We start from the raw sequence: 21,107 nt of genomic DNA on the forward strand, positions 1-21,107 counted from the left end.
ATTTCTAACACAAAGATAAGTTTTTTATAGATTGAGGGGTATCAGGACAAAGCGAAAAAGTTTTATACACCCAATCAAAAGCTGGGGATAGATGGGAATTTATACTTCAAAATGTTTAACCCATTCAAAAAAACGAACAGCCAAGAAATAAAACCCTATACTTAGCATTTTCACAATTTGGGAAGTATTTTATAGCTTTGTAACCAATATGCAAAATGAGGATAACGAATAAAGAGGTACTTGACACCTTTGCAGATAAGCATACCAATACTGCTAATGCAGTAAACAAATGGGTTGAAATTATTGAAAACAGCGAGTTTAAAAACCACAGCGAACTAAAAGAGGTTTTCCCTTCGGCGGACTATGTGGGCAATGAAAGGCATGTTTTTAATATCAAAGGGAATAGATACAGGTTAGTGGTTTTGGTTGTGTTCATTAATGGCATTATGAACGTAAAATTTTGTGGGACACATGCACAATATGATAAAATGAAAGACAAAAAAATATTAAATTAATGACAAAGAAATTTGAAGCCCTTACAGAAATTACAGACTTACAGAACTACAAGGCTGCAATGGGATACATGAACGAAGTGATAGATTATGCCACCCAAAATGGGTATTTGCGTGAGCAAGGCAGCGACAACGAATATACCCGCGAAATTGGGCGTATAGGGGCGATGTGTGCAGACTACGAAAGTATTTACATGGAGTTCAAGCACATTAAATTCAAAAATCCGCTTATCGTTTCCATAGAAAAGCAAATGAAAAAAAAGGCACTCAACCAACGTCAGGCCGCTAGCCTTTTAGACGTGAAAGAAAACACATTCAGCCAAATACTAAGCGGTAAAAGGAATGTATCTATGAAATTGGCAAAGAGGCTATACAAAACCTTTAATATCGACCCTAAGACAATCTTAGAATTTGCTTAGTGGGGCAGATGAATAAAACAAAAAGGGGGGAAAGCAAAGGGGATAAACTAGATGATTAAACAAAAAGCTGCCATTTTTAGCCTTATGGGCCAATGCAGTTTATTATACAGCAGTTGACTAGCAGCAATTTACGGAACTTACGGGCAGTTATATGTTTAAAATTAATTTCATTATTTGAAATAAACAATAATTTTGTACCAATGGTAATAATTTCGAAAACTACAATTGCTGATTATGGGAAGGCGTACAATTTGGCAGCTGAACCGCTGAACAATTGGTATGCAATAGCACAAAAATGTAGTTGGGGCAATTTTGCCGACATAAAGGACACTTTTAACAGTGTTGACAGCGTAGGCAGGGATAGGTATTGTTTTAACATAAAGGGGAATGAGTATAGGTTAATCGTGATGATTAGTTTCAGGGTAAGGACAATTTATATTTTGTGGTTTGGCACTCATTCGGAATATGATAAGGTTAACAAAACAATTGGTGCAAAAAAATATTGAATTAAAGTAAAACGGCAACAATGAAGATAGCAAACAACATGGAGTATAAGGAGGCATTGATAAAGGTTTACGCTCTGATGGACAAAGGGGATGCTAACATTACAGATACCGAGGCAAAAGAGCTAGAGACAATGGCCAAGGCAGTGGAACACTACGAAGACTATGTTTTGAAACTAATGCCCATGCCAGTATCCATAAATGCCGTGGTGCAGCAAAAAGCAGCAGAAATGGACATTACACAAAAACAACTAGCTGCCATGTTTGGCATTGGCACGCCCAAGCTATCGCAGATATTAAACGGCAAAAGGAAGCCAGACATTCGTTTTTTAAAGGCAATACACGAAAAATTGGGTATTGATGGGAATTTTATTTTAGAAATGGTGTAAAGAAGAGGTGAGTAGCAACTATATTTCAACTACAATTTTTACACACCCCACCCACTACCACGTCGGCTTGTTTTTGGATAAACCCTTTAGGCAGTTGCACGGTGGGTATGGTTACATGGTCTAGGCAATAAGTGGTGTCGCAATGGTCGCAAATAAAATGCACATGGTTGTCGTGGTGGTGGCCTGCCTCGCAGTGGTCTTTGCACAGGGCATACAACACACTATTGTCTGCCGTGGGTATGGTATGGATAATGCCTTTGTCAACAAAGGTTTGCAGGGTACGGTAAATAGTTACCCTGTCAAAATTGGCTGCCGATTTTTTTTCAATGTCAGCATGAGCCAATGCGCCCTTGCTGGCATGGAACAGTTCGAGTATCTGCTTGCGGCTATCGGTAATGCTTAGCCCGTATTTTTTTAATATTTCCGCTGTTGCTTCCATTGTGGAGTTGTAAGTTGTAAGTGTAGTTGCCACTAAGGCTCGAAGGCTCAAAGTGGCACAAAGAAATAAAAGAACTAAAAGAAAATATTTTATCCATAATGCCTATACTTCTTCAATTTTTTCTTAGTGCTTCTTCGTGTTTTCGTGTCTTTGTGGCTAAATATCTTCCCACCATTTTGAAAATGATTGGGTATCGTCCTGCAAAAATACGGCTTCCCCAATCATGGGTGTTATCACGGGTATGTTTTGGGCCTTTCCGAATGCGGAAATTTTTATAATAGGCTCGTCCCAATCGTGCTGTGCCAGCGGGAATTTTGCCCAATGCACAGGTAGTAACCTTTTTGCTTTTAGTTCTTTTGCTGCTTGTGCTACTTCTTCAGGCATGGAGTGTATGTAACGCCAGTTTTTGTTATACTGCCCACACTCCAAAATTGCCAAATCAAATGGCCCAAACTGCTGGCCAATGCTTGCAAAATGGGTATCGTAGCCAGAGTCGCCACCAATAAAAATATTCATGGTGGGGGTTTTAAGGGCAAAAGACATCCACAGGCTTTGCTGCCTTTTGGTTAGCCCCCTGCCGGAGAAATGGCGGGCGGGCAAAGTATTTACCACAAAACCCGGCTCCAAAAAAATTTCTTGGTACCAGTCTTTTTCAATAATCTTCTCGGCAGGGTAGCCCCATTGTTTTAAATGTAAGCTAGTGCCAAGCCCAGTGATTACCGTTTTTACTTTATGCTCCAATTGTATTACGGTGCTATAATCGAGATGGTCCCAATGATCGTGTGAAATAAACAGGTAATCTATTTCAGGTATATCTGCGGGTGTGTAAACATCGCTGCCAGGAAAGCTTTTCATAGAACCTGGTATGGGAGAGGCATTGCCACTAAACACAGGGTCCACCAATATCTTGCGGCCATCTACCTGCATGAAATAGGAAGAATGCCCAAACCATACCAATATATTTTCTTCTGGGTTTAGTTTGAACAAGTCTGTTTTTTGTGATGGCAGGGTGCTGGCAGGTTTCAGCCGCTTGCTTTTTTCCAACAAAAAACTGCGCAGCACTTGAAAATAGCTCACCCCTTCCGTGATGTCGGGCGTATGGCTTAGGTTGAGGAACTTCTTGCCATTGTAATGCGGTGATTGCTTGATGTATTCCAAATAAGCGCCGGATGGTGTTTTGCCAAATATATCCTTGCTGGTGTAAGCCCAAATGGCTAGGCCAAACATAGCAACTAACACTAAAATTATTATCATATTTCGTTTTATTATTAAAATTTGGCAAAGTAGCCACGAAAGCCCTAAAACACGAAGAGACACAAAGAAAAGCTGTTTCTTTCCTTTTCTTCTTTATGGGTACATTTCAAAACTTCGCTAATTGTTTATCCTAAAATAGCTGTACCTACTTTACCCCCTTAGAAGAGCTACTGTGCGGATACCTCTTTTTTACCCTTTTTGGAGGCATTGCCACCCTTTGTTTGGCAGGGCATTTTGCCCCTGATTTTAAATTTTAGGCCTTCCGTGAACATAACTCATTGAAATGCAGCATTTTATGGTTTTTATAAGTGAGTGTTTGGTGAGTGTTTTATGAGTGAAAAATGAGTGATTTGTGCGTGTTTTGTGAGTGGAAAGTGAGTGATTTGTGAGTGTTTTTTGTGTTTTTTTGAGTGACAAATGTACATATTATAACTTTTTTATTTTGATGTTAAAAATAGTGCCACAAGGCTAAGGACGTATGCTAGCAAAACTTGTTCGTTTGGGGGCCTGACCGTAACAAAGAGCGCCATTTACTGTAAAATTGGGAATAATTTACGGGATATTGAAAAGCGCAATCCTATATGGGGGAAATATGCCCCCATATAGTGGGAAATTTTGGACGCCCATGGGGGCATATTTCCCCCATATAGGATTTTTATTTTGGGCTTTATACATATCCATGCCAACTTTACATTAAAACAGCAACTAGCCACATTAGCTTTAGCTCCTTCACCAGCTGGTATATCACTAGGGAAAATGATAATCCACCATCAAAATCTTATCAGTTTCTTATCAATAAATTATTATTCCATTATCAATAAACTATCATTTTACTATCAATAAACTATCATAAAATTCATAAAAATTATCATAAAAAACGAGGCTAAAAAAACATAAATAACTGAATATCAATGAGTTATAGGCAAAAAGATAGATTCTAAAAAAATAAATCACGGAAAAAGATGAAAAAAATCCATTTCAAATATTCGCTTAGTTCTTATTATTCCCTCTTTTGTTCTTGCTCCATCTCCTTTCGGAGATAACTGGGGAGAGGTTGAGATTTAAATGCGGCTATTACTATCCAATTATGTATGTTGCTGATAAATAAAAAAGAGGAATAAAAGCGAAGATTTGAAATGCACCCTTCTTTATTTCATATCTCCATACCTATAGCATTATTGAATTTGCAATTTAAACCTATTCTTTTGTTGTTTAGGATTATTTTTGTTAATATTTACTAGTGTATACAAGTTTTTCACTTTTATGCTCCCGAACATATAAAACGAACAACTTATAACGTACAACTCCCCCACTTCCATGCGCCTCCCCCTCACCATATTATCGCTGTTCATGCTCATGCTGGCAGTTATTTCCTGGGTGCGAAAAGATGCAGCCATCATTGGCACACCTATTACATTCATTGTGCCTAAAGGGTGGCCGCAGCCTATAAATGATTTTAAGAAAAACCCTGTTACGCAAGAAGGCTTTGAACTGGGCAAGAAACTTTTTTACGATGGCCGCCTGAGCAAGGACGGCAATTTTGCCTGTGGAAGCTGCCACCAGCAGTTTGCTGCTTTTGCCACTTACGATCATAGTTTTAGCCATGGCTACAATAACACGCAAACTACCCGCAACGCCACGGCATTGTTTAACCTAGCTTGGCAAAAAGAATTTATGGCCGATGGCAGCATTGCCCACCTAGCCCAGCAGCCCATAGTACCCATTACAGCGCCAAACGAAATGGCCGAGAACATAGACAGCATTGTAAGGAAACTAAAAAAAGACACCGCCTATAAAAAATTGTTTACAAAAGCATTCGGCAATGCCAAGATTGACAAAGAACGGATTACCAAAGCATTGACACAGTTTATGCTGATGCTGGTAAGCAGCAATAGCAAGTACGACAAAGTAATGCGGGGGGAAGACAAGTTTATTTTGCCTGAACAATTGGGCTATGATATTTTTAAAACTAAATGTGTAAGCTGCCACGCCGAGCCGATGTTTACCGATTATACTTATCGCAATATAGGCCTGCCATTGGATATATACCTTAAAGACTTTGGCCGCATGAAAGTAACAGGCAAAAAAGAAGACTCGCTAAAATTCAGGGTCCCCAGCCTGCGCAATGTGGTTTATACCGCCCCTTATGGGCATGATGGCCGTTTTTTTGGGCTGATGAACGTATTCCAGCACTATAAGGGCAAAATAAGCCAAGGCCCAACGACCGATAGCCTTTTGCGGAAAAGCATACCACTCTCTAATTATGAAATAGGGCAGCTCACAGCATTTTTATATACCCTTAGCGATACCAGTTTTATACGAGACAAACGCTTTGCCGAGCCAGCGATGGAGAATGAAAAACCGTTGTTCCAGCATATACATTAGGAGGAGGCAAGGAGGCAATAGGCAAGGGGGCAAGGAGTTAAAAAAGAGTGGTTTAATCCTCTTTGCCTCCTTGTCCCTTTGCCTCCTTGCCTAACTCTACCCCACATTTGCTACTTTAGCAGCTTAATTTACTTTTTCAGTAGTGAGCAATATCAAAAAATTAGCGTCGCAAACGGTTTATTATGGGCTTAGCAGCATCGCTGCAAGGTTCATCAACTATTTGCTTACGCCTTATTTGACTGCTGTTTTAACCAAGCAGGATTATGGCAAAATGGGGGCCATCTACTCCATGATACCCCTTTTCAATATCCTGTTTACTTATGGCATGGAAACCGCCTATTTCCGTTTCATACAAAAGAAGGAACGAGTGGCAAGCATCAATAGCACCATTACCATTTCCATGCTGTGCAGTACCGTTTTGTTGTTTGCGCTCACATGGTATAGCCAAACGGCTTTGGCTAGTATTGCCTCGTTAAAAGAATTTCCGCAATTAATCCAGCTTAGCATCATTATCATGGCTTTGGACGCTTTGTCAACCATCCCTTTTGCACGCTTGCGCAACGAAGGAAGGCCATTGCTGTTTGCGTTCATCAAAATTGCAGGCATTGTTATCAATATCCTGGCAACTATCTTCTTCCTAAGCTATTGCAATACGTTTATTGCTGCTCACCCAAATTCGCTGCTAAACCTTGTTTACAACCCGGCCGACAGCCCTATAAAATATATCCTTATTGCCAATATTATGCAATCGGCATTTACCTTGCTTTTTTTAAGCAAATGGATGCTGCCAGAGAAATGGGCATTCGATGTTGCCTTGTGGAAGGAAATGATGCTGTATGCCCTGCCCATGCTGGTGGCAGGCCTAGGGGGCATGATTAACGAAACATTTGACAGGTTGATGCTGGGCTGGTGGCTGCCTATAACCTATGACTTTGATGAACAACGGGGCATTTACAATGCCTGTTATAAACTTTCTATACTCATCACCTTGTTTATTCAAGCATTCAGGATGGGGGCAGAACCCTTCTTTTTCAAACAAGCCGAAGGCGACAACCCCCAAAAAGTATATGCCCGCGTAATGAAATTTTTTGTAATCGTCATTTCTATGATGTTTCTAGTGGTTAGTTTATACATACCTATATGGAAACATTTTATTGCCAGCAAGCATTGGGTGGGGCTAGATGTGGTGCCTATCCTTCTGTTGGCCAATATGTTCCTGGGTATTTATTATAACCTAAGCATATGGTACAAGGTAAGCAATAAAACAAGGGCTGGCGCATACATTACTTTGGTAGGTACCGCCATCACCATCATTATCAACTTTTTATTTATCCCACATTTCAGCTATATGGCTTGTGCATGGGCTACTTTTTGCTGCTACGGATCTATGATGATTATGAGTTTTGTGTGGGGGCAAAAAGCGTATTACATACCCTACGCATGGAAAAAACTAGTGGCATATATAGTAATAGTGGTGGCACTTTTTTTCATACACAAAGGGGCCATGTTTTTATGGGGCAATACATGGTTTGGGCTTTTGGTGGCCGCATTGCTTACTTACGCCTATGGCTGGTTTATTTTTTTGGTAGAACGCAAGGAGTTTAAAAAACTACCCGTTGTAGGCAAATGGGTAAAATAAAAAAAAAATTATTATCCTTCCCATTATTCCATTCTATTCCATACATTTGCAGCCCGAATTGCGGATGTGGCGAAATTGGCAGACGCACTAGACTTAGGATCTAGCGCCGCGAGGCATGTAGGTTCGACCCCTATCATCCGCACTTTTTTACAAAAGCCCCCTGTTTCTAAATGGGGGGCTTTTTTTTAATTCTAAAACAATCGGCCCGCTAAAAGGGATTTATCATTATGGCTATAGTTACTAGGGAGAATATCGGATTGCTGCACGACAAACTGATAGTTAAAGTTATACCAAGCGATTACAAGAAAGCATTTGAAGATGGCTTGAACAAACAAGCAAAAACCGCCAATATACCAGGTTTTAGGAAAGGCATGGTGCCAGCTGGTTTGCTGCGCAAAATGTATGGCGAAAAATTGTTGACGGATGAAATTATAAAAGCGGTTGAAGTACAGGTAAATAGCTTTATTGGCACACAAAAACTAAATGTTTTTTCCCAGCCGTTGCCTTTGTACAACAACCTAGACCAACTAGATGTTAATCACTACGGCGATTTTGAATTTGGGTTCGAGATTGGCTTGAAGCCAGAAATCGACATCAATACGGCAAACATCCCAGTAACACGTTATGTAGTAACGGTTACAGACGAAATGGTTAAACAAGAAGTAGAACGCTTGCGTGCCCAGTTTGGCACAGTAACAAACCCTGAAGCTGTTTCATCGGAAGAAGAAGTACTAAACGTAATCCTAGATGAAGCTACCGAAAGCGGCGAAAAAATAGAAGGTGGCATAGAAAAAGCAACCAGCCTGAAAATAAAGCATTTTGCACCTGCATTCAGGGAAACGTTGATAGGCAAAGCGGTAAACGAAATTGTAACCGTCCCTTTAGCTACGGCATTTGAAGACAAAGAAAGAGAAGCCGTGCTAGACGACCTTGGTTTGGACAAGGCTGATGAAGCTAGCACTGCCAAGATTTTTTTGTTGACCATTACCAAAGTGAGCTTTGTAGAAAATGCAGCTTTTGACGAGGCTTTTTTCAACGCACCTTATCCCGGCAAGGAAATAACAACGGAAGAAGGGTTTAGGGAAACTGTAAAAGAAGATATACAAGCCTATTTTGCCGAGCAAAGCCGCAAGCAAATCCACGACCAGATTTATCATTATTTGATAGATAATGTACAGGTTGATTTGCCCGAGGCTTTCCTAACCCGTTTGCTGGAAGTATCGGACGAAAAACAAAAAACGAAAGAAGAAGCTGCCGCAGCCTACCCCACTTTTGCCAGCCAATTGAAATGGTCTTTGATTAGCACGCAATTGCAAAGCGAAGAAAAGGTACAAGTGTTGCCAGAAGATATTAAGGCTGCTGCTAAAGCACAGTTGCTTCAATACCTAGGTGGCCAAGTGCAAGCAATGGGTGCCGACACGCAATGGATAGAGGAATACGCCGAAAGGATGCTGAAAGACAAGAAATTTGTAGAAGATAGCTACCACCGCATTGCCGCAGATAAATTGTTTGACGCTTTAGAAACCAAGGTAAGTGCCACAGAAGAAATTACCTATGTGGAATCATTTGTTTCTAAGTTGCATCACCATCATTATTAATAGTTAGTTTGCGTTGCTGCCTTATATTTGCAGCCCGCAAAAAAGGAGAGTTGTCCGAGTGGTTGAAGGAGCACGCCTGGAAAGTGTGTATACGGGAAACTGTATCAAGAGTTCGAATCTCTTACTCTCCGCCATCCGATTTTGCACCACTTTGTAATTCAAGCAATTACAAGGTGGTTTTGTTTTTAGGGGGCATAGCAGGGGACAAATCAATTGCTTTTAAAAATAAAAAGCCAATTTTATACAAGAAACCCTGCTTAACGTTTCAAGAATACATTATAAGCGAAATTTAATTAAATATAAACAAGGTTAAAACGCTTAGAATCACACACTCTTTTCCTTCCATTTTTTTTCTCTTTTATCTCCAGTCAGACAAACTAACTAGGGAAGGCTTATTTGTGGGCAATTTCTCGTTTGGCAAAAGCGGCATTGCCCACAAAGTGATATTTGCACTATCCACATTGTTTAAGTGAACGGTTAGTTTCCGGAACCCATCATTAGGTGTTTGCCCTGCCACATGGGGGGAAGTTGGCAGCAACACTGCATCCATTACTGATAGTTCTGCGTTTAGGGGCGATAGTAATTCGACATACAAGCGGTTGCCATTATTATCTGTTAGTATGGCTGAATGTTTATCCTTATCTAACTTCACGCTTTGTGCTGTATGAAAGAAACTATATATTTCCGCACGTCCCTTTGTTTTTATCTCATCTTGAATCAAAAATTCTTTTTTGTTATTGAATAGCATAACGCCCCTAATTACAGATACTGCATTCTTGGCATAGGCCTTAGTAATGTTGGCAATGGCAAAAGCTGCGGTATCGTTGCTGCCAAAACTGTTTATCCTGCCCCTGCTCCATTCTTGGTCGGGTCCGTTGAAAGGGTTAATTACCAAGGTATTCCTTCCCTCGGCTCTTTTTCGGTACACATTCGATTTCTGCCCATAGTGGGGGATACTATAATTGTCGCCACCTATATGCGCGAACCACTGCGTGCCCAAAGCATTCAATTGCACAGTTCCTTCTTCCAATGCCAAGTGCCATTCTATATTGCTTCCATTATACAAACTAATGGCACTCTCCTTTTCATTTCCATAATCTGAATGCAGGATTGCCATCCCGTAATTCTTGAAGCAAACATCTTTTATGGCTGGCTTTTCATTTGCCGCTTTTAAATGGATATTTTTATCGTAGTACAATAGTGTTTGCCAATCTCCCCCCTTTTTCTCATTCAGTTTATAATACAACCACGCATATTCGGGCTTATTGGCCAGCTTTGCCAGCAACAAGCTCACGTCATACCCTTTCATTTTGGCTGTTGGTGCATACGCACGTCTGGTGCCATCTTCGCCATTGCCAAACTCCCCAGCCCCGCCTTGGGCTGCCAAGAACCAATCAGGGCTTTTGTAATAAGCACCGTATGTTAGCTCGTCAGGCAGGGAAAGATTAAAAACATTGCGCAACCCAATTATGGGCATAATAAGGTTGCGTACCAGCCACATCCCGTAGCCTAGACCTTCATAATATGCACCATCGGGCATGAACGAAACCATTGCACGCTGCATAGTACGCACACATTTTGCCAACACCTGTTGAGCCATCAATTGTGCATCCTTGTTACCTCCAAAACCTGCATCGCACAATGCCATTGCAGAGAAGGCAAAACCAGAACTCCCTATGCCATTATAATTATTGAACGACCCATAGATGCCTTTAGATTCTATCATTTGCTGGTATGCAGGCGCATAACAATTCCGTATAACGGCCATTTCTATCTTAGTCCTTGTTTCAACAGGCAAATCATTATATAAAAAATCGTACGCCAATATAAAGCTATTTAAAATTTGCCCAAAGCTTATTTCGCCCCCGCCAGCAGCAACACCCCAAGATGGGGTTTTAACGCTGTCGCATACCACATTTACCATCTCAACAAAGCGTTTCAAATACTGGGCATCACCGGTTAACTTATAGGCAAGGGATAGGTTTGTACTCTCATCCTGTATCACATCCCTCAATAAAACCTTTGGATCAAGCGGCTTATCGGCATTTATTTTGAGCAGCTTATTTGCAGCAGCAATGATATTATTAATTGTTTTGCTTAAAAATTCATCGCTGTTTTTTTGTACAAGCAGGCGACTAAAATCGTTATCGGTATAAACAAGCCTAGGGTGCGATGGTATTTGCCCATTGTATTTATGCTGGAACATTTCCATAAAATCTGCGGCTGAATAACCCACAGAAGCACGTACAATGGCTGTGCTGATTGCTCCGCGGGTATCTATTACAGCTACATAAAAAGAGTCCAAGCCTATAAAACCAATATTGGGTGTATATGTAAAATAACCGTCCACATTCAAAGAAACATTGCCATTTATTGGCTTGTCCTTTAAAGCATAGGAAAGATGATCGCGATCCTCATCCACGCCTGTAACCTTGCCATTTACGGGCTTATCCCTATCGGTATCTACAAAATAGCCTTGGTCGTAGTATTCAAAGTAATAGTCTTTTGGGTAGGGGGTATGGTTGGTAGCAACATCCTGTGCCTTTGTAGAAATAGCAAACAAAACAAAAGCAATCGCTATAAAATTTTTCATATTTCCTTCTTGCAAGCACCTTGAACATAAAATGCTTTCTTTTAGAACGAAAAAAAAAAGCAGAAGTAGTACATGATGCTGAAATTAGTGTTTTACTGCCAAGTTACTTATTCTTCGGAAAATCAGATTCGTCCCGAACACTTACATTTATTGAGGTGGGAAAATTCCTAGGTAGTGGATAGGTCGCTTTTCCAGTTGCAAGCCACTCTGCTGCCCTTATCAATGTTGTTTGGAAACCGATGCACCTATAAGCAATCGGATATACTTCATCCTTCCACAAATGCCCCATGCTACTGCTGTACACCCTGCCTTTACCATAACTAACTACCCATTCAACGGGGTAATTTTGTTTATTGACAGAGTCTGTGGCGTAGGACAAAATGGTAGTGTTGATAAATGGTCCACGAACATCATTGTACAATTCCATGGAAGGCGTTTGCCAACTATCGGGAAACCCCTTGCAGATAGGATGGCTTTTTTGCAAAACATGGATAGTTGCAGTAAAGCGCTTGCCGTGAGTGGTGTTTCCCCCTGCACTAGGTGGCAATTTGATTATGGAACCATTGCTATCAATTCTTACTGCATACCCATTTTCTTTCGTACGCCAGCCAAGCCCCATCATCGTATCATAAGCCAACCACCCCGTATAAGCGTTATTGGCAGCGTGCAGCACGTACAAGCCACCGCCATTACGCACATAATCCTGTAATGCCTCCTCTACCCTTCTTGGCCATCTAAGCTGCTTGTTTTGCCCATTATTTGTATTTTGGATAACTACATCATACGCATTGAATGATGGGTTCCAATGCTGCCATTGCACCGAGTCACCCGCATTATCTGGCGCGGTACTTACCGAAACCTCAAATAGTTTCGACTCCTCCAGTATTGTCTTTACAACTGTAGTAGTTTGCCGCCAATTGTGGTTACTGTATCCGTCTACAATTAAAACTTTTATTGGTTTTCGCTTGTGCGATGCCCAAGCAGAAAATAATATTAGGTTGAACAACAAAAAAGCAAAACCATATTTCATACTATCTGCATTAGTAACGTTTCCGAAATAACTTTCCCTATTAAGGTTAATTTCTAAAAAAATATTTAACCGCAAAGAACACAAAGATTTTCGCAAAGAAGCACAAAGAGAATCCCTTTTAAGGTAAAACGTTTCACTTAAAGGACACAAAGAACAGTACAAATAGGCTGATAAAATGAAAAAGCTTATTCGGAAATGGGGAAAGTTATTTTAAAAGTATTACTTACTGTTATTTTGAAATGAATAATTTTTGTGGTGCAAACCGGTTTATTTTAACAGTATAAATACCTGTTGAGAGGCTTTGGGGTAATACTAATGAGAACCCTTGCCCATTTACCTTCATGGTTTTGTGATAAACAATTTGACCTTGGTTATTGACTAGTTGAATATCGGCATTTCCGTTTATCAAGATTGGCAATAGGATACTTAATTGTGATTGATGGAGCGGATTGGGGAACAAGCTGAAAGCCAATGGGGTATTATCTCCCTTGATTACTACCAATTTCACATCGTAATAAGTCATCTTGCCGTCTTTGCCCACTTCAACCAACCGATAATAATTATTGCCTAGAACGGGGTTGTTGTCAATAAAGTCATAATGCATTTCAAAATTACCATTGCTAAGGGACAATATTTTTCCAATTGGTGCAAAGCCCCTTCCATCGTAACTCCGCTGGACAACAAAATAGTCGCTGTTGATGCCATGGGTTGTTGACCATTCTACCCTTACCGTCTTGCCATCAGTGCTTTTGGCTGTATAGTTATCCAGTTTCACAGGCAATGTGGACACCAACAGTGAAAGATTCATACTATCGTAATTGATGGTATTGCCATAAAAATATAATTTCAATATATGCCTGCCGGGTGTTGGAAAATAGAAGCTATCAGTAGAAACAACGTTGAAGCCGATTTTTGTTTTTGTAGAGTCATACGTTGAACTTGGGAACCGGACGGACTGCTGGTATTTGCCATCAAGCAATAAATCAACCCGTTTGTAAACTACGGCAGGAGCGGAATATGGCAATATTGTAGGCCCTGTCCAAGTAGTGCTGTACTTATTTGCCAAGGTAAGGTCTATTTTGTAAATGCCAGGGGTATCGACTGTTACTGCATATTCAACCCAGTTTTGATCTAACCCGCTTACGGAAGTACCCGTAATATTGTTGAAATTGGTATAGGCTGCCACTTTTAATGTTGGTGCTACCAGCACATCGGTGCCATTAATTGTCCAATCCTCTGCCTTAATCATGCCAGGTACTTCTTGGTAATTAATAGCTTGTATTTTCATATAATCGAAAGCATCTACCCCACCAATAAATTTGATCCTTATGGTATGGGTACCGGCAGGAATGTCGAAAGGCGGAGTCCATACAGGATTGGTACCTTGGGAGATAGGCAATGAAATATTTTGTGCCGTTATTCCATCCAAACTTACTGGCACACCATCAACAGCTACACTAAGGAATTTTCCATCGTTTGCATTGGTGAGATATAAGCCCAGCAGAAATTGTCCGCTATTGTCAACATTCACCAAATAATCCAAGTAGTTATTGGCAGTATCAATTTTATAAACCTCTTTGCCGTTGCTGGCACTTGCAAAGCTGATGGTATCTGTTCCTTGCTGTGCGATCCAGTTTTCTGCTTCAAATAGCCCTACGCTTATGGTAATTGGCTTGCTAGTGGTTGTTGCACCAAGATTATCCGTTGCTATTGCAGCAACATTGTAAGTGCCTGTTGCCGAGCCGTACCATTGGTATATATAGGGTGAATCGGTTGCTATGCCAATGTTTGAAGCCCCATTATTAAACTGTACACTTGCAACAGAACCATCCGTGTCGGTAGCATTTGCGGCAATGTCAAAGTAACTGCCGTTTAAAAAAGTTGTGTATTGCTGTGGTGATGCGATGCTTACCTTAGGCGTTGTATTTTTGCCAACTATTGTGATAGGGGCGGCATAAAAACCATTGCCTAAGGCATCATAAGCCTTAGCTGTAACACGGAATATGCCAGCAGGGATATTTGCCCAGTTATAAGAATAGGGCCCAGCATTATCGGTGGCAAGCAATTGTTCTCCATTATAAAATTCTACTTTGCTAATGCCACCACCTGTTGCAGTAGCAGTTGCACTGATGTTAACATTTGATAATGAATTGTACGTTGAATTATTAGCAGGTGAAGTAATCGTTGCGGCCATGCCTGTTGGTGCAAAATTCATCCAATCTAAACTTGTACTACCACCATAAAGGTTGAGCGTAATGACCTGTTTGCCGACAGTAGGAAAAGTTATTGTAGTATTTACTGTTGCAAACCCAATTAAAGAGGTAGAATAATAAGTGTTTGAAGGCATGGTAACCGACTTCAACAGGGTATTTCCCAACATCACATCTATTCGTTTGCTACCACCAGGGTAACTATTGCTATACCTATCTGAAATATTCATCTGCAATGAATAGGTGCCTGCCTTGGCTACGTCCACGGCATATTGTACCCAGTTACTATCCAGGTTGCCAATGGCTACGCCACCCCCACCAGATTCAGGTATGGCTGCTTGGTTGATTAAGGAATGACCCGAAATGGCACTGTTTGAGCCAGACTTCAAATAGTTTTCTGCTTGTATCAAGCCTGGGATTGCATAGTAGTTTATAAAGGTAATTTGATTGAAATCTACCCCGTCAATTCCACTATTAAATGTAACCCTTAGCTTATGGCTACCGCTTGCAATATCAAAACTTGGTATAGCAATGGTTTGATAGCTACCCGAAACAGGGATATTGACAGCCCCCAACAGCGAGCCGTCATTGGCAATGGCGACACCATCAATGGAAACCGAAAACGTATTGCCAGCTATGCTATTCAATAAATTAATGTCCAAAGTGTACTTTCCGCCGTTATTCAAATTGAGGTTATACTCCAACCATCCACCAGCATTGATGCCCGCTACCTTAGCCAACCCGCTTCTTGCAGAATCTACAACAACATTTCCCGAATTGTTACTTGTAAAATCTTCTGCTTCAAATAGGTTTACTGAAACTTTTGTGGATGGCGCAGTAACTACTGTGCCAAATTGGTTGGTGAGCTTTGCAGTAATGGCATGGGTGCCAATGGTACTTGCGGTATAAACATATTGATAGGGCGAAGCAGTATCACCACCAATCTTTGTTGGAAGATCATAGAAATCAACTTTGGAAACCGAGATGCCCCCATCTGCTATGTTGGTTGTTATCAATGTAGTATCCCCTTGAAGCATCACTACCTTGTTTGCAGGGGTTAGGATGGTTATCGTTGGGTAGGCAATGGAAGCAATGCCAGCAGCACTAATTTGGATCCATTGGTGTGCTGCGATGGTAAATGATTCTGAGACAGGATTGGATACAGTAATTATTTTGCTTGTATTTCCATCATTATAAAGGTAAAACTGATTGGCTGCATTGATGTAAACAATGTAATTGCCATTATCACAAGTAAAAGTTGTTGCAGCGTCGGCATATGCAGAAAGACTATCAAAAGTAGCCATTATAGCTTGAGAACCTGTTTGCTGGCGCACAATACTTACGGCAACATTTGCAGTAAAGGCCAAAGGGGTAGTTAGGGTAGTTAGTCCATTTAGGCTATCGTACCTACGGATGGTTATTGCAAAATTTTCATAAGGAGTTGTTCCTTTACAAGCCCATATCCCAGTGCCAGCATTGTTAATTGGGGTGGTATTCACCGAGGGTTGGTTATTTGTATTGTATGGATAAAGCACATTGGCAAAAGTAGCAGGTGCAGCTTGTGTTTTGCTATAATCTACTGTGGGTATTGCTGTGTTTGTACTGGCTATCCAACCCAAATAGGCAGGGGTTTTCTGCCCAGTAGCTGTTTTAACTGCCAAGCCATTGGTTTCAATAGGATAAACGAGTAGTTGTGGGGCGTTTGCACCAGCATTTATTGTCTTTACGGCTTTGGTGTTGTTGTCGATATTAGCGGCAGGCGCATTCAATTGGAAATAACAATCATATTTATGTGTGCCAGTGCCTTCCAAGAAATCTGTTACCACATAATAGTAGGGTTTTAAGAACACAATATGTCTTTTATGGGTAACTGAAAAATCTTTGCTTCCTGTATATTTCCTGCCAACGCCAGAGATATAGGTAGTGGGTTGGTAACCGTCGTTGTAAATGCCGCTAGTGTAATCAGCAACCTGATTGGTTAGCCAAGGCTGCGATGAGGGCTTGGAAACAACCTTGTTTTCAAAAATGTCATCATTTTCCCTGTGCTGGTCTTTGCCATCAACTGTAATGGTATTGTGCGCAGAAGTAGCCTGCACATAAGCCCTCATTTGAGAGGTATTGTACATATAGCTACCTGCTTCTACCAACAATGGGCTTCCGAAACAAGTGAGGTACAGGGACAAGCCATCCTCATGCCCATGCCACCATGAACCAATGGGGCCATTTTTAAAGAATAAATAGTTATCATTCAATTCCCATCCACTACGCATCAGGTTAAAGCCAGCCCAAGGAAAACGGTAACTAAGCGTATCCGGTGCTTTGCCCTTAGTCCTGCCACTGGTAAAGTATAGGAACTCAGGGTCGCCCCATGTAGTTGAAGCGGCATCTAACCCAGCACCAGCATTGTCAGAATTATCATTTGTTGGTGGCACTAGCCCCGTTGGTTGCTGCACATACAAATCGAACCAATACATTTTCTTCAGCTTGTCTTCATACCCAGCAGGCAGGGCGTCATTATTTAGCCTGGAGATTTGTAGTACCTTTATATAAAAATCCCTGCACCAGTTTGCATAGCCTGGTGTTAACTCATTTTCTGCCCCATCTGGATAAACCGTTTCATCAAAAGAACGCATCAAGAGCTTAAAAGCATCCGCTTTCCATGTTGGAGCATCTCTAAATTCAGGAAAAACCATAGACGCCACTGCTAATCCACAAGCTTCCAATATTTCGTGATTGCTTGGTGCCACACCACTATTATAAAAATTATTTACGCCCCAGTTTGCACGCCAACATTGTGCAAGCATACCTTTTGCATAAGTAGTGTGTGCGGTGTCCACAAAAGAAATGGAAGGCAGGAAATGATAATAGGCATCGTTCCAGGTATCTTGCAGCCTCACTCCTAAGGCAATGCTATTTTGTGTAACAGAATATTCAATATTAGTGGTTAGATCGGTAGGGTTTTTACTTACCCAATCGCACATTTGATTTACCCAAGCACGTGCATATGCCTCATTTCTAGTTTTATAATAACCATTACTCAATGAACGCCAGAATTGAAACCGTGACATACCTGCACTAAAGTTGGGGTCGTAGTTGGGGTCTGACTTTGGGAGGGGGCTATACGCCCAATTGATATTGATAACTTTTGGGCCAAAATCGTAGTTAGGCGGAATGAACCCTTGTTGGTTGCCCCCCAGCCAGTTGCGAGCAATCCTTGCGGCATTAGAATCAACGGCAGTGCTTGTATCGGCAGGAAGGTTTGCACCAAGTGAAATCCATTTAGTAGGGTAGGTTCTTCTATAAGCCAAATAAGCCTGCTTAGCCAAAGCATAATTGCCTGCATTAACAGCAGACTTTACAGCACCCATGCCTGGGTAGTTTACATTCAATGCCGTAAATAGTGTTGCATCGGATATTGGCCCGTTTGCTGGCGTGGCCTGTGCCTTAACTTCATTGCTTTTGCCGATAATTATTGCCATCAACAACAATAGCATGAAGCTTTTTTGTACTACCCTTATCATTTTTTTCATATAGCAAACACATTTAAACTTCCCGAAAGTTTAAAACTTTAGGGAAGTGAATACACCATTTTATACTGCTCTGCATAGGATCATATTTAAGTATGAATACTAAATTAAGTTAATACTGGCTAAGTACTTACGCTTAAATACCATATTACAAAGCACTACTTATAACTTAACTATTTTTTCTGTTACCACCCTATCCCCAGAACTCAATTGTAAAATATAACTACCTGCTTTAATATTGCTTATGTCAATTGTATGAACAATTGTACCCTTATTTAAAACAGATTGATAAACAACAATGCCAACAGGGGAAACAATGCGCAATGTTGCATTTGACTGCAACTGGGTGTAAGCCAAGCTTACAATACTCCTAGCAGGGGTAGGGAATAATTTTAAGGAGAAACTATTTTCATTGCTGTTTTTTAGGGAAATTACATTGCTGTAATTGCCTATGCCATTTTTTTCTTTTGTAAAAAGCCTGTAATAATTGATGGTTCCTGGGTTTGCATCTACAAAGCTATACTGGGCTTTTGAATGGTTTAAGGCATCAATAGTAGCTAATGGCGCAAAACCTTGCCCATCATTGCTCTTTTCTATCGTGTACGATATTATGTCTACTTCATTTGCCGTTTGCCAAGTTAATGTATTTGTTCCTTTTGCCGCAATACCCTCAAAAGAAACAAGCTTAACTGGCAAACTACCTGCTTCTGGCGCAAAAGCTACCCCCCTGAAAGACTGGTTGGTACCGGCTGTAGCTATTACTAAAGAATCAGCGGTAAATGGATTGCTAAAACTTGGCACGGTGTCGTTTACCCAGCCTGTGGTATCGGTAAACCGCACAACCTGCGAACTGCCTTTTACATTTACAGTACCCCTTGTTACAAACAAATTGATTGTATGGCCAGTTGCAGTGCCAATAACACCTTGATATAAACTTGCACTTGAATCATATCCATTGGTTTGAACCCATTTGCCATTGCTTTGCTTACAAAATTTAATCAATCCATTGCCAGTAAGATGGCTAGAAGCCGTATTTGCCACATACATCACGTCATACCCTGGAATGGTGTCATTTAAGTCGAATAAATAAAACTGCTCAGGTGTAGGCAGCGTTGCAGTAATGGTATCGCCCTGTGCATTGCTGCTTAGGTTGGACAAATTACTGATATTAGAAACAGTGTTTCCTGCTGGAGGTGCAGTAGTTGGCAACAATGGCTTAGTAACACTAGTTTTGCCAGTATCTGTTACCACTGTACCGTTTACGCTAGCCAAAACAATATAATTTACCGAATAAGAAGAAAAGTATAATTGCCCACTGAATATGTTTACGCTGTTACAAACCGGTGCCTTATAATTAACAATAGCGGGCAACGCATTTTGGCTACCAAAAGGCACATACCCAATGCCACCCCATGCCCCCACAGCCCAGAAACCACTGCCATCGGAGGTAGCAACGCATCGTGGCGAAACATTAAAGGGCGCAGTAGCTGGGAAAGTAGTAGAAACATCAACGCCCCCGTCTATACCAATACGGGCAATGGAACGGGGAACTGCTGTGTTTTTGGTGGGACTGGCAGTTCCCGAATCTGCCGCATAGCCTACCAACGTAAGGTAACGGCCATCTGCCGACCTATTCAAAAGCCCCTCGGTAGCTGCTGTACCTGTAATGGTTACTGGTATTCCGCTAGTAGAAAACCGGGGAAGGTTAATGGTTTGAACTAATTGCCCAGCAGGGGTATATTCATCTAAAACCACCGGGAAGGCACTAGAATATTTATTTAATACCCGGGATACTACAATATTGCCCTTTGTGAAAGGCACTTGTGCATGTAATACACTTACAAACAAAACAAAACACAGGAAATTTAGTAGAACATATTTCATACGGCTATTCTTATTTAGGTGATAAAAAATTTAAGCAAGCCTATGAGTAACTAACGTTCTTTTTAATGCCAACTACTACATTGGTTGAAAAAAAATTAAAACTAGGCTCAGCCATAAGCCTCGGCAAATTCTTTTTTTTGGGGTGCTGGTGTACCGCAACCGATTATTTCATACAAAATAGATAGGTGCAAATCAAAAACTTATAGCCCATTTTGAAGGGGCGGCCGCTTGTTTTGGCTGGCTTTTGGCAGCCTAAATTTAGTTTCGAGGGTTTTATATACCATAACTCATTGAAATACAGTGTTTTATGTTTTTAAGGAGTGCTTATTTCATGCGTATTTTGTGCTTATTTTATGCCTATTTTATGCCTATTTTGTGCCTATTTTGTGCTTATTTTATGCTTATTTTTCGCAGAAAAGTGAGTACTTTTTTCGTGTTTTTTTGAGTGTGGATGCAATTCATCATTGCGTTTTTTTGTCTGTTAAAAATGAGCCCCACGGGACAACAAACCAAGGCTAGGGTAACCGCAGGAATTGTGCTAATGAAAACAAGGAGCCCTATACTACAAAGTTGGGGTTGATTTGGGATATATGCAAAAGGACAATCCTATATGGGGGAAATATGCCCCCATGAGCAACCAAAAATGCCCCCATGGTGGTAGCATATTATTAACAATGGCATTTAGTAAATTATCAATAAAAAAGCTACGCTTCAAGAGCTACCCT

General features: G+C 40.9%; 13 protein-coding genes and 2 tRNA genes. 9 read left to right on the top strand and 6 right to left on the bottom strand.

Translation table 11 applies throughout. The features are described from left to right. Positions 1–215: 215 nt before the first annotated feature. From ACHFIY_RS01625 to ACHFIY_RS01640, 4 genes are all read left to right on the top strand, one after another. Positions 216–515: a type II toxin-antitoxin system HigB family toxin gene (locus ACHFIY_RS01625; RefSeq protein WP_410844298.1), complete on the top strand. Its 300-nt coding sequence runs from the start codon at positions 216–218 to the stop codon at positions 513–515. Next, positions 515–931, top strand: coding sequence for a helix-turn-helix domain-containing protein (locus tag ACHFIY_RS01630; RefSeq protein WP_410844299.1), 417 nt, complete (start codon positions 515–517; stop codon positions 929–931). Before ACHFIY_RS01625 ends, ACHFIY_RS01630 begins: the two co-directional genes overlap by 1 nt. A gap of 200 nt (positions 932–1,131) precedes the next feature. Further along, positions 1,132–1,437: a type II toxin-antitoxin system HigB family toxin gene (locus ACHFIY_RS01635; protein WP_410844300.1), complete on the top strand. Its 306-nt coding sequence runs from the start codon at positions 1,132–1,134 to the stop codon at positions 1,435–1,437. Between the two features lie 20 nt (positions 1,438–1,457). Further along, complete coding sequence (locus tag ACHFIY_RS01640) at positions 1,458–1,823, top strand: helix-turn-helix domain-containing protein (RefSeq protein ID WP_410844301.1); 366 nt, start codon at positions 1,458–1,460, stop codon at positions 1,821–1,823. Positions 1,824–1,848: 25 nt separating this feature from the next. Here ACHFIY_RS01640 and ACHFIY_RS01645 read toward each other — a convergent pair whose 3' ends face one another. Continuing rightward, positions 1,849–2,262 (bottom strand): Fur family transcriptional regulator, encoded by a 414-nt coding sequence (locus ACHFIY_RS01645; RefSeq protein ID WP_410844302.1) that lies wholly within the window; start codon positions 2,260–2,262, stop codon positions 1,849–1,851. A gap of 156 nt (positions 2,263–2,418) precedes the next feature. Then, positions 2,419–3,516: an MBL fold metallo-hydrolase gene (locus ACHFIY_RS01650; protein WP_410844303.1), complete on the bottom strand. Its 1,098-nt coding sequence runs from the start codon at positions 3,514–3,516 to the stop codon at positions 2,419–2,421. A gap of 1,317 nt (positions 3,517–4,833) precedes the next feature. Here ACHFIY_RS01650 and ACHFIY_RS01655 point away from each other — a divergent pair. From ACHFIY_RS01655 to ACHFIY_RS01675, 5 genes are all read left to right on the top strand, one after another. Next, positions 4,834–5,901, top strand: coding sequence for a cytochrome-c peroxidase (locus ACHFIY_RS01655; protein WP_410844304.1), 1,068 nt, complete (start codon positions 4,834–4,836; stop codon positions 5,899–5,901). Positions 5,902–6,043: 142 nt separating this feature from the next. Next, positions 6,044–7,540, top strand: coding sequence for an oligosaccharide flippase family protein (locus ACHFIY_RS01660; protein ID WP_410844305.1), 1,497 nt, complete (start codon positions 6,044–6,046; stop codon positions 7,538–7,540). Positions 7,541–7,600: 60 nt separating this feature from the next. After that, positions 7,601–7,682 (top strand) — tRNA-Leu (locus tag ACHFIY_RS01665). 85 nt (positions 7,683–7,767) lie between these two features. Beyond that, positions 7,768–9,138 (top strand): trigger factor, encoded by a 1,371-nt coding sequence (gene tig, locus ACHFIY_RS01670; protein WP_410844306.1) that lies wholly within the window; start codon positions 7,768–7,770, stop codon positions 9,136–9,138. 44 nt (positions 9,139–9,182) lie between these two features. Then, a tRNA-Ser gene (locus ACHFIY_RS01675) sits at positions 9,183–9,272 on the top strand. Between the two features lie 224 nt (positions 9,273–9,496). Here the strand turns inward: ACHFIY_RS01675 and ACHFIY_RS01680 are convergent. The 4 genes from ACHFIY_RS01680 to ACHFIY_RS01695 all read right to left on the bottom strand — a co-directional run bounded on the left by ACHFIY_RS01680 (position 9,497) and on the right by ACHFIY_RS01695 (position 20,382). Further along, positions 9,497–11,731: an Ig-like domain-containing protein gene (locus ACHFIY_RS01680; RefSeq protein WP_410844307.1), complete on the bottom strand. Its 2,235-nt coding sequence runs from the start codon at positions 11,729–11,731 to the stop codon at positions 9,497–9,499. Between the two features lie 103 nt (positions 11,732–11,834). Next, the gene (locus tag ACHFIY_RS01685) at positions 11,835–12,761 is read right to left on the bottom strand and encodes a ThuA domain-containing protein (RefSeq protein ID WP_410844308.1); all 927 of its coding nucleotides are present in this window, start codon (positions 12,759–12,761) and stop codon (positions 11,835–11,837) included. Between the two features lie 229 nt (positions 12,762–12,990). Then, a complete protein-coding gene (locus ACHFIY_RS01690; RefSeq protein WP_410844309.1) occupies positions 12,991–18,501 on the bottom strand; it encodes a heparinase II/III family protein in 5,511 nt (1,836 codons plus the stop codon). Between the two features lie 159 nt (positions 18,502–18,660). Then, on the bottom strand, positions 18,661–20,382 hold the full coding sequence (locus tag ACHFIY_RS01695; RefSeq protein ID WP_410844310.1) for a T9SS type A sorting domain-containing protein: 1,722 nt from the start codon (positions 20,380–20,382) through the stop codon (positions 18,661–18,663). Between the last annotated feature and the right edge of the window lie 725 nt (positions 20,383–21,107).

This window comes from Parasediminibacterium schistidii (genome assembly GCF_046546515.1).
Lineage (GTDB): Bacteria > Bacteroidota > Bacteroidia > Chitinophagales > Chitinophagaceae > Parasediminibacterium.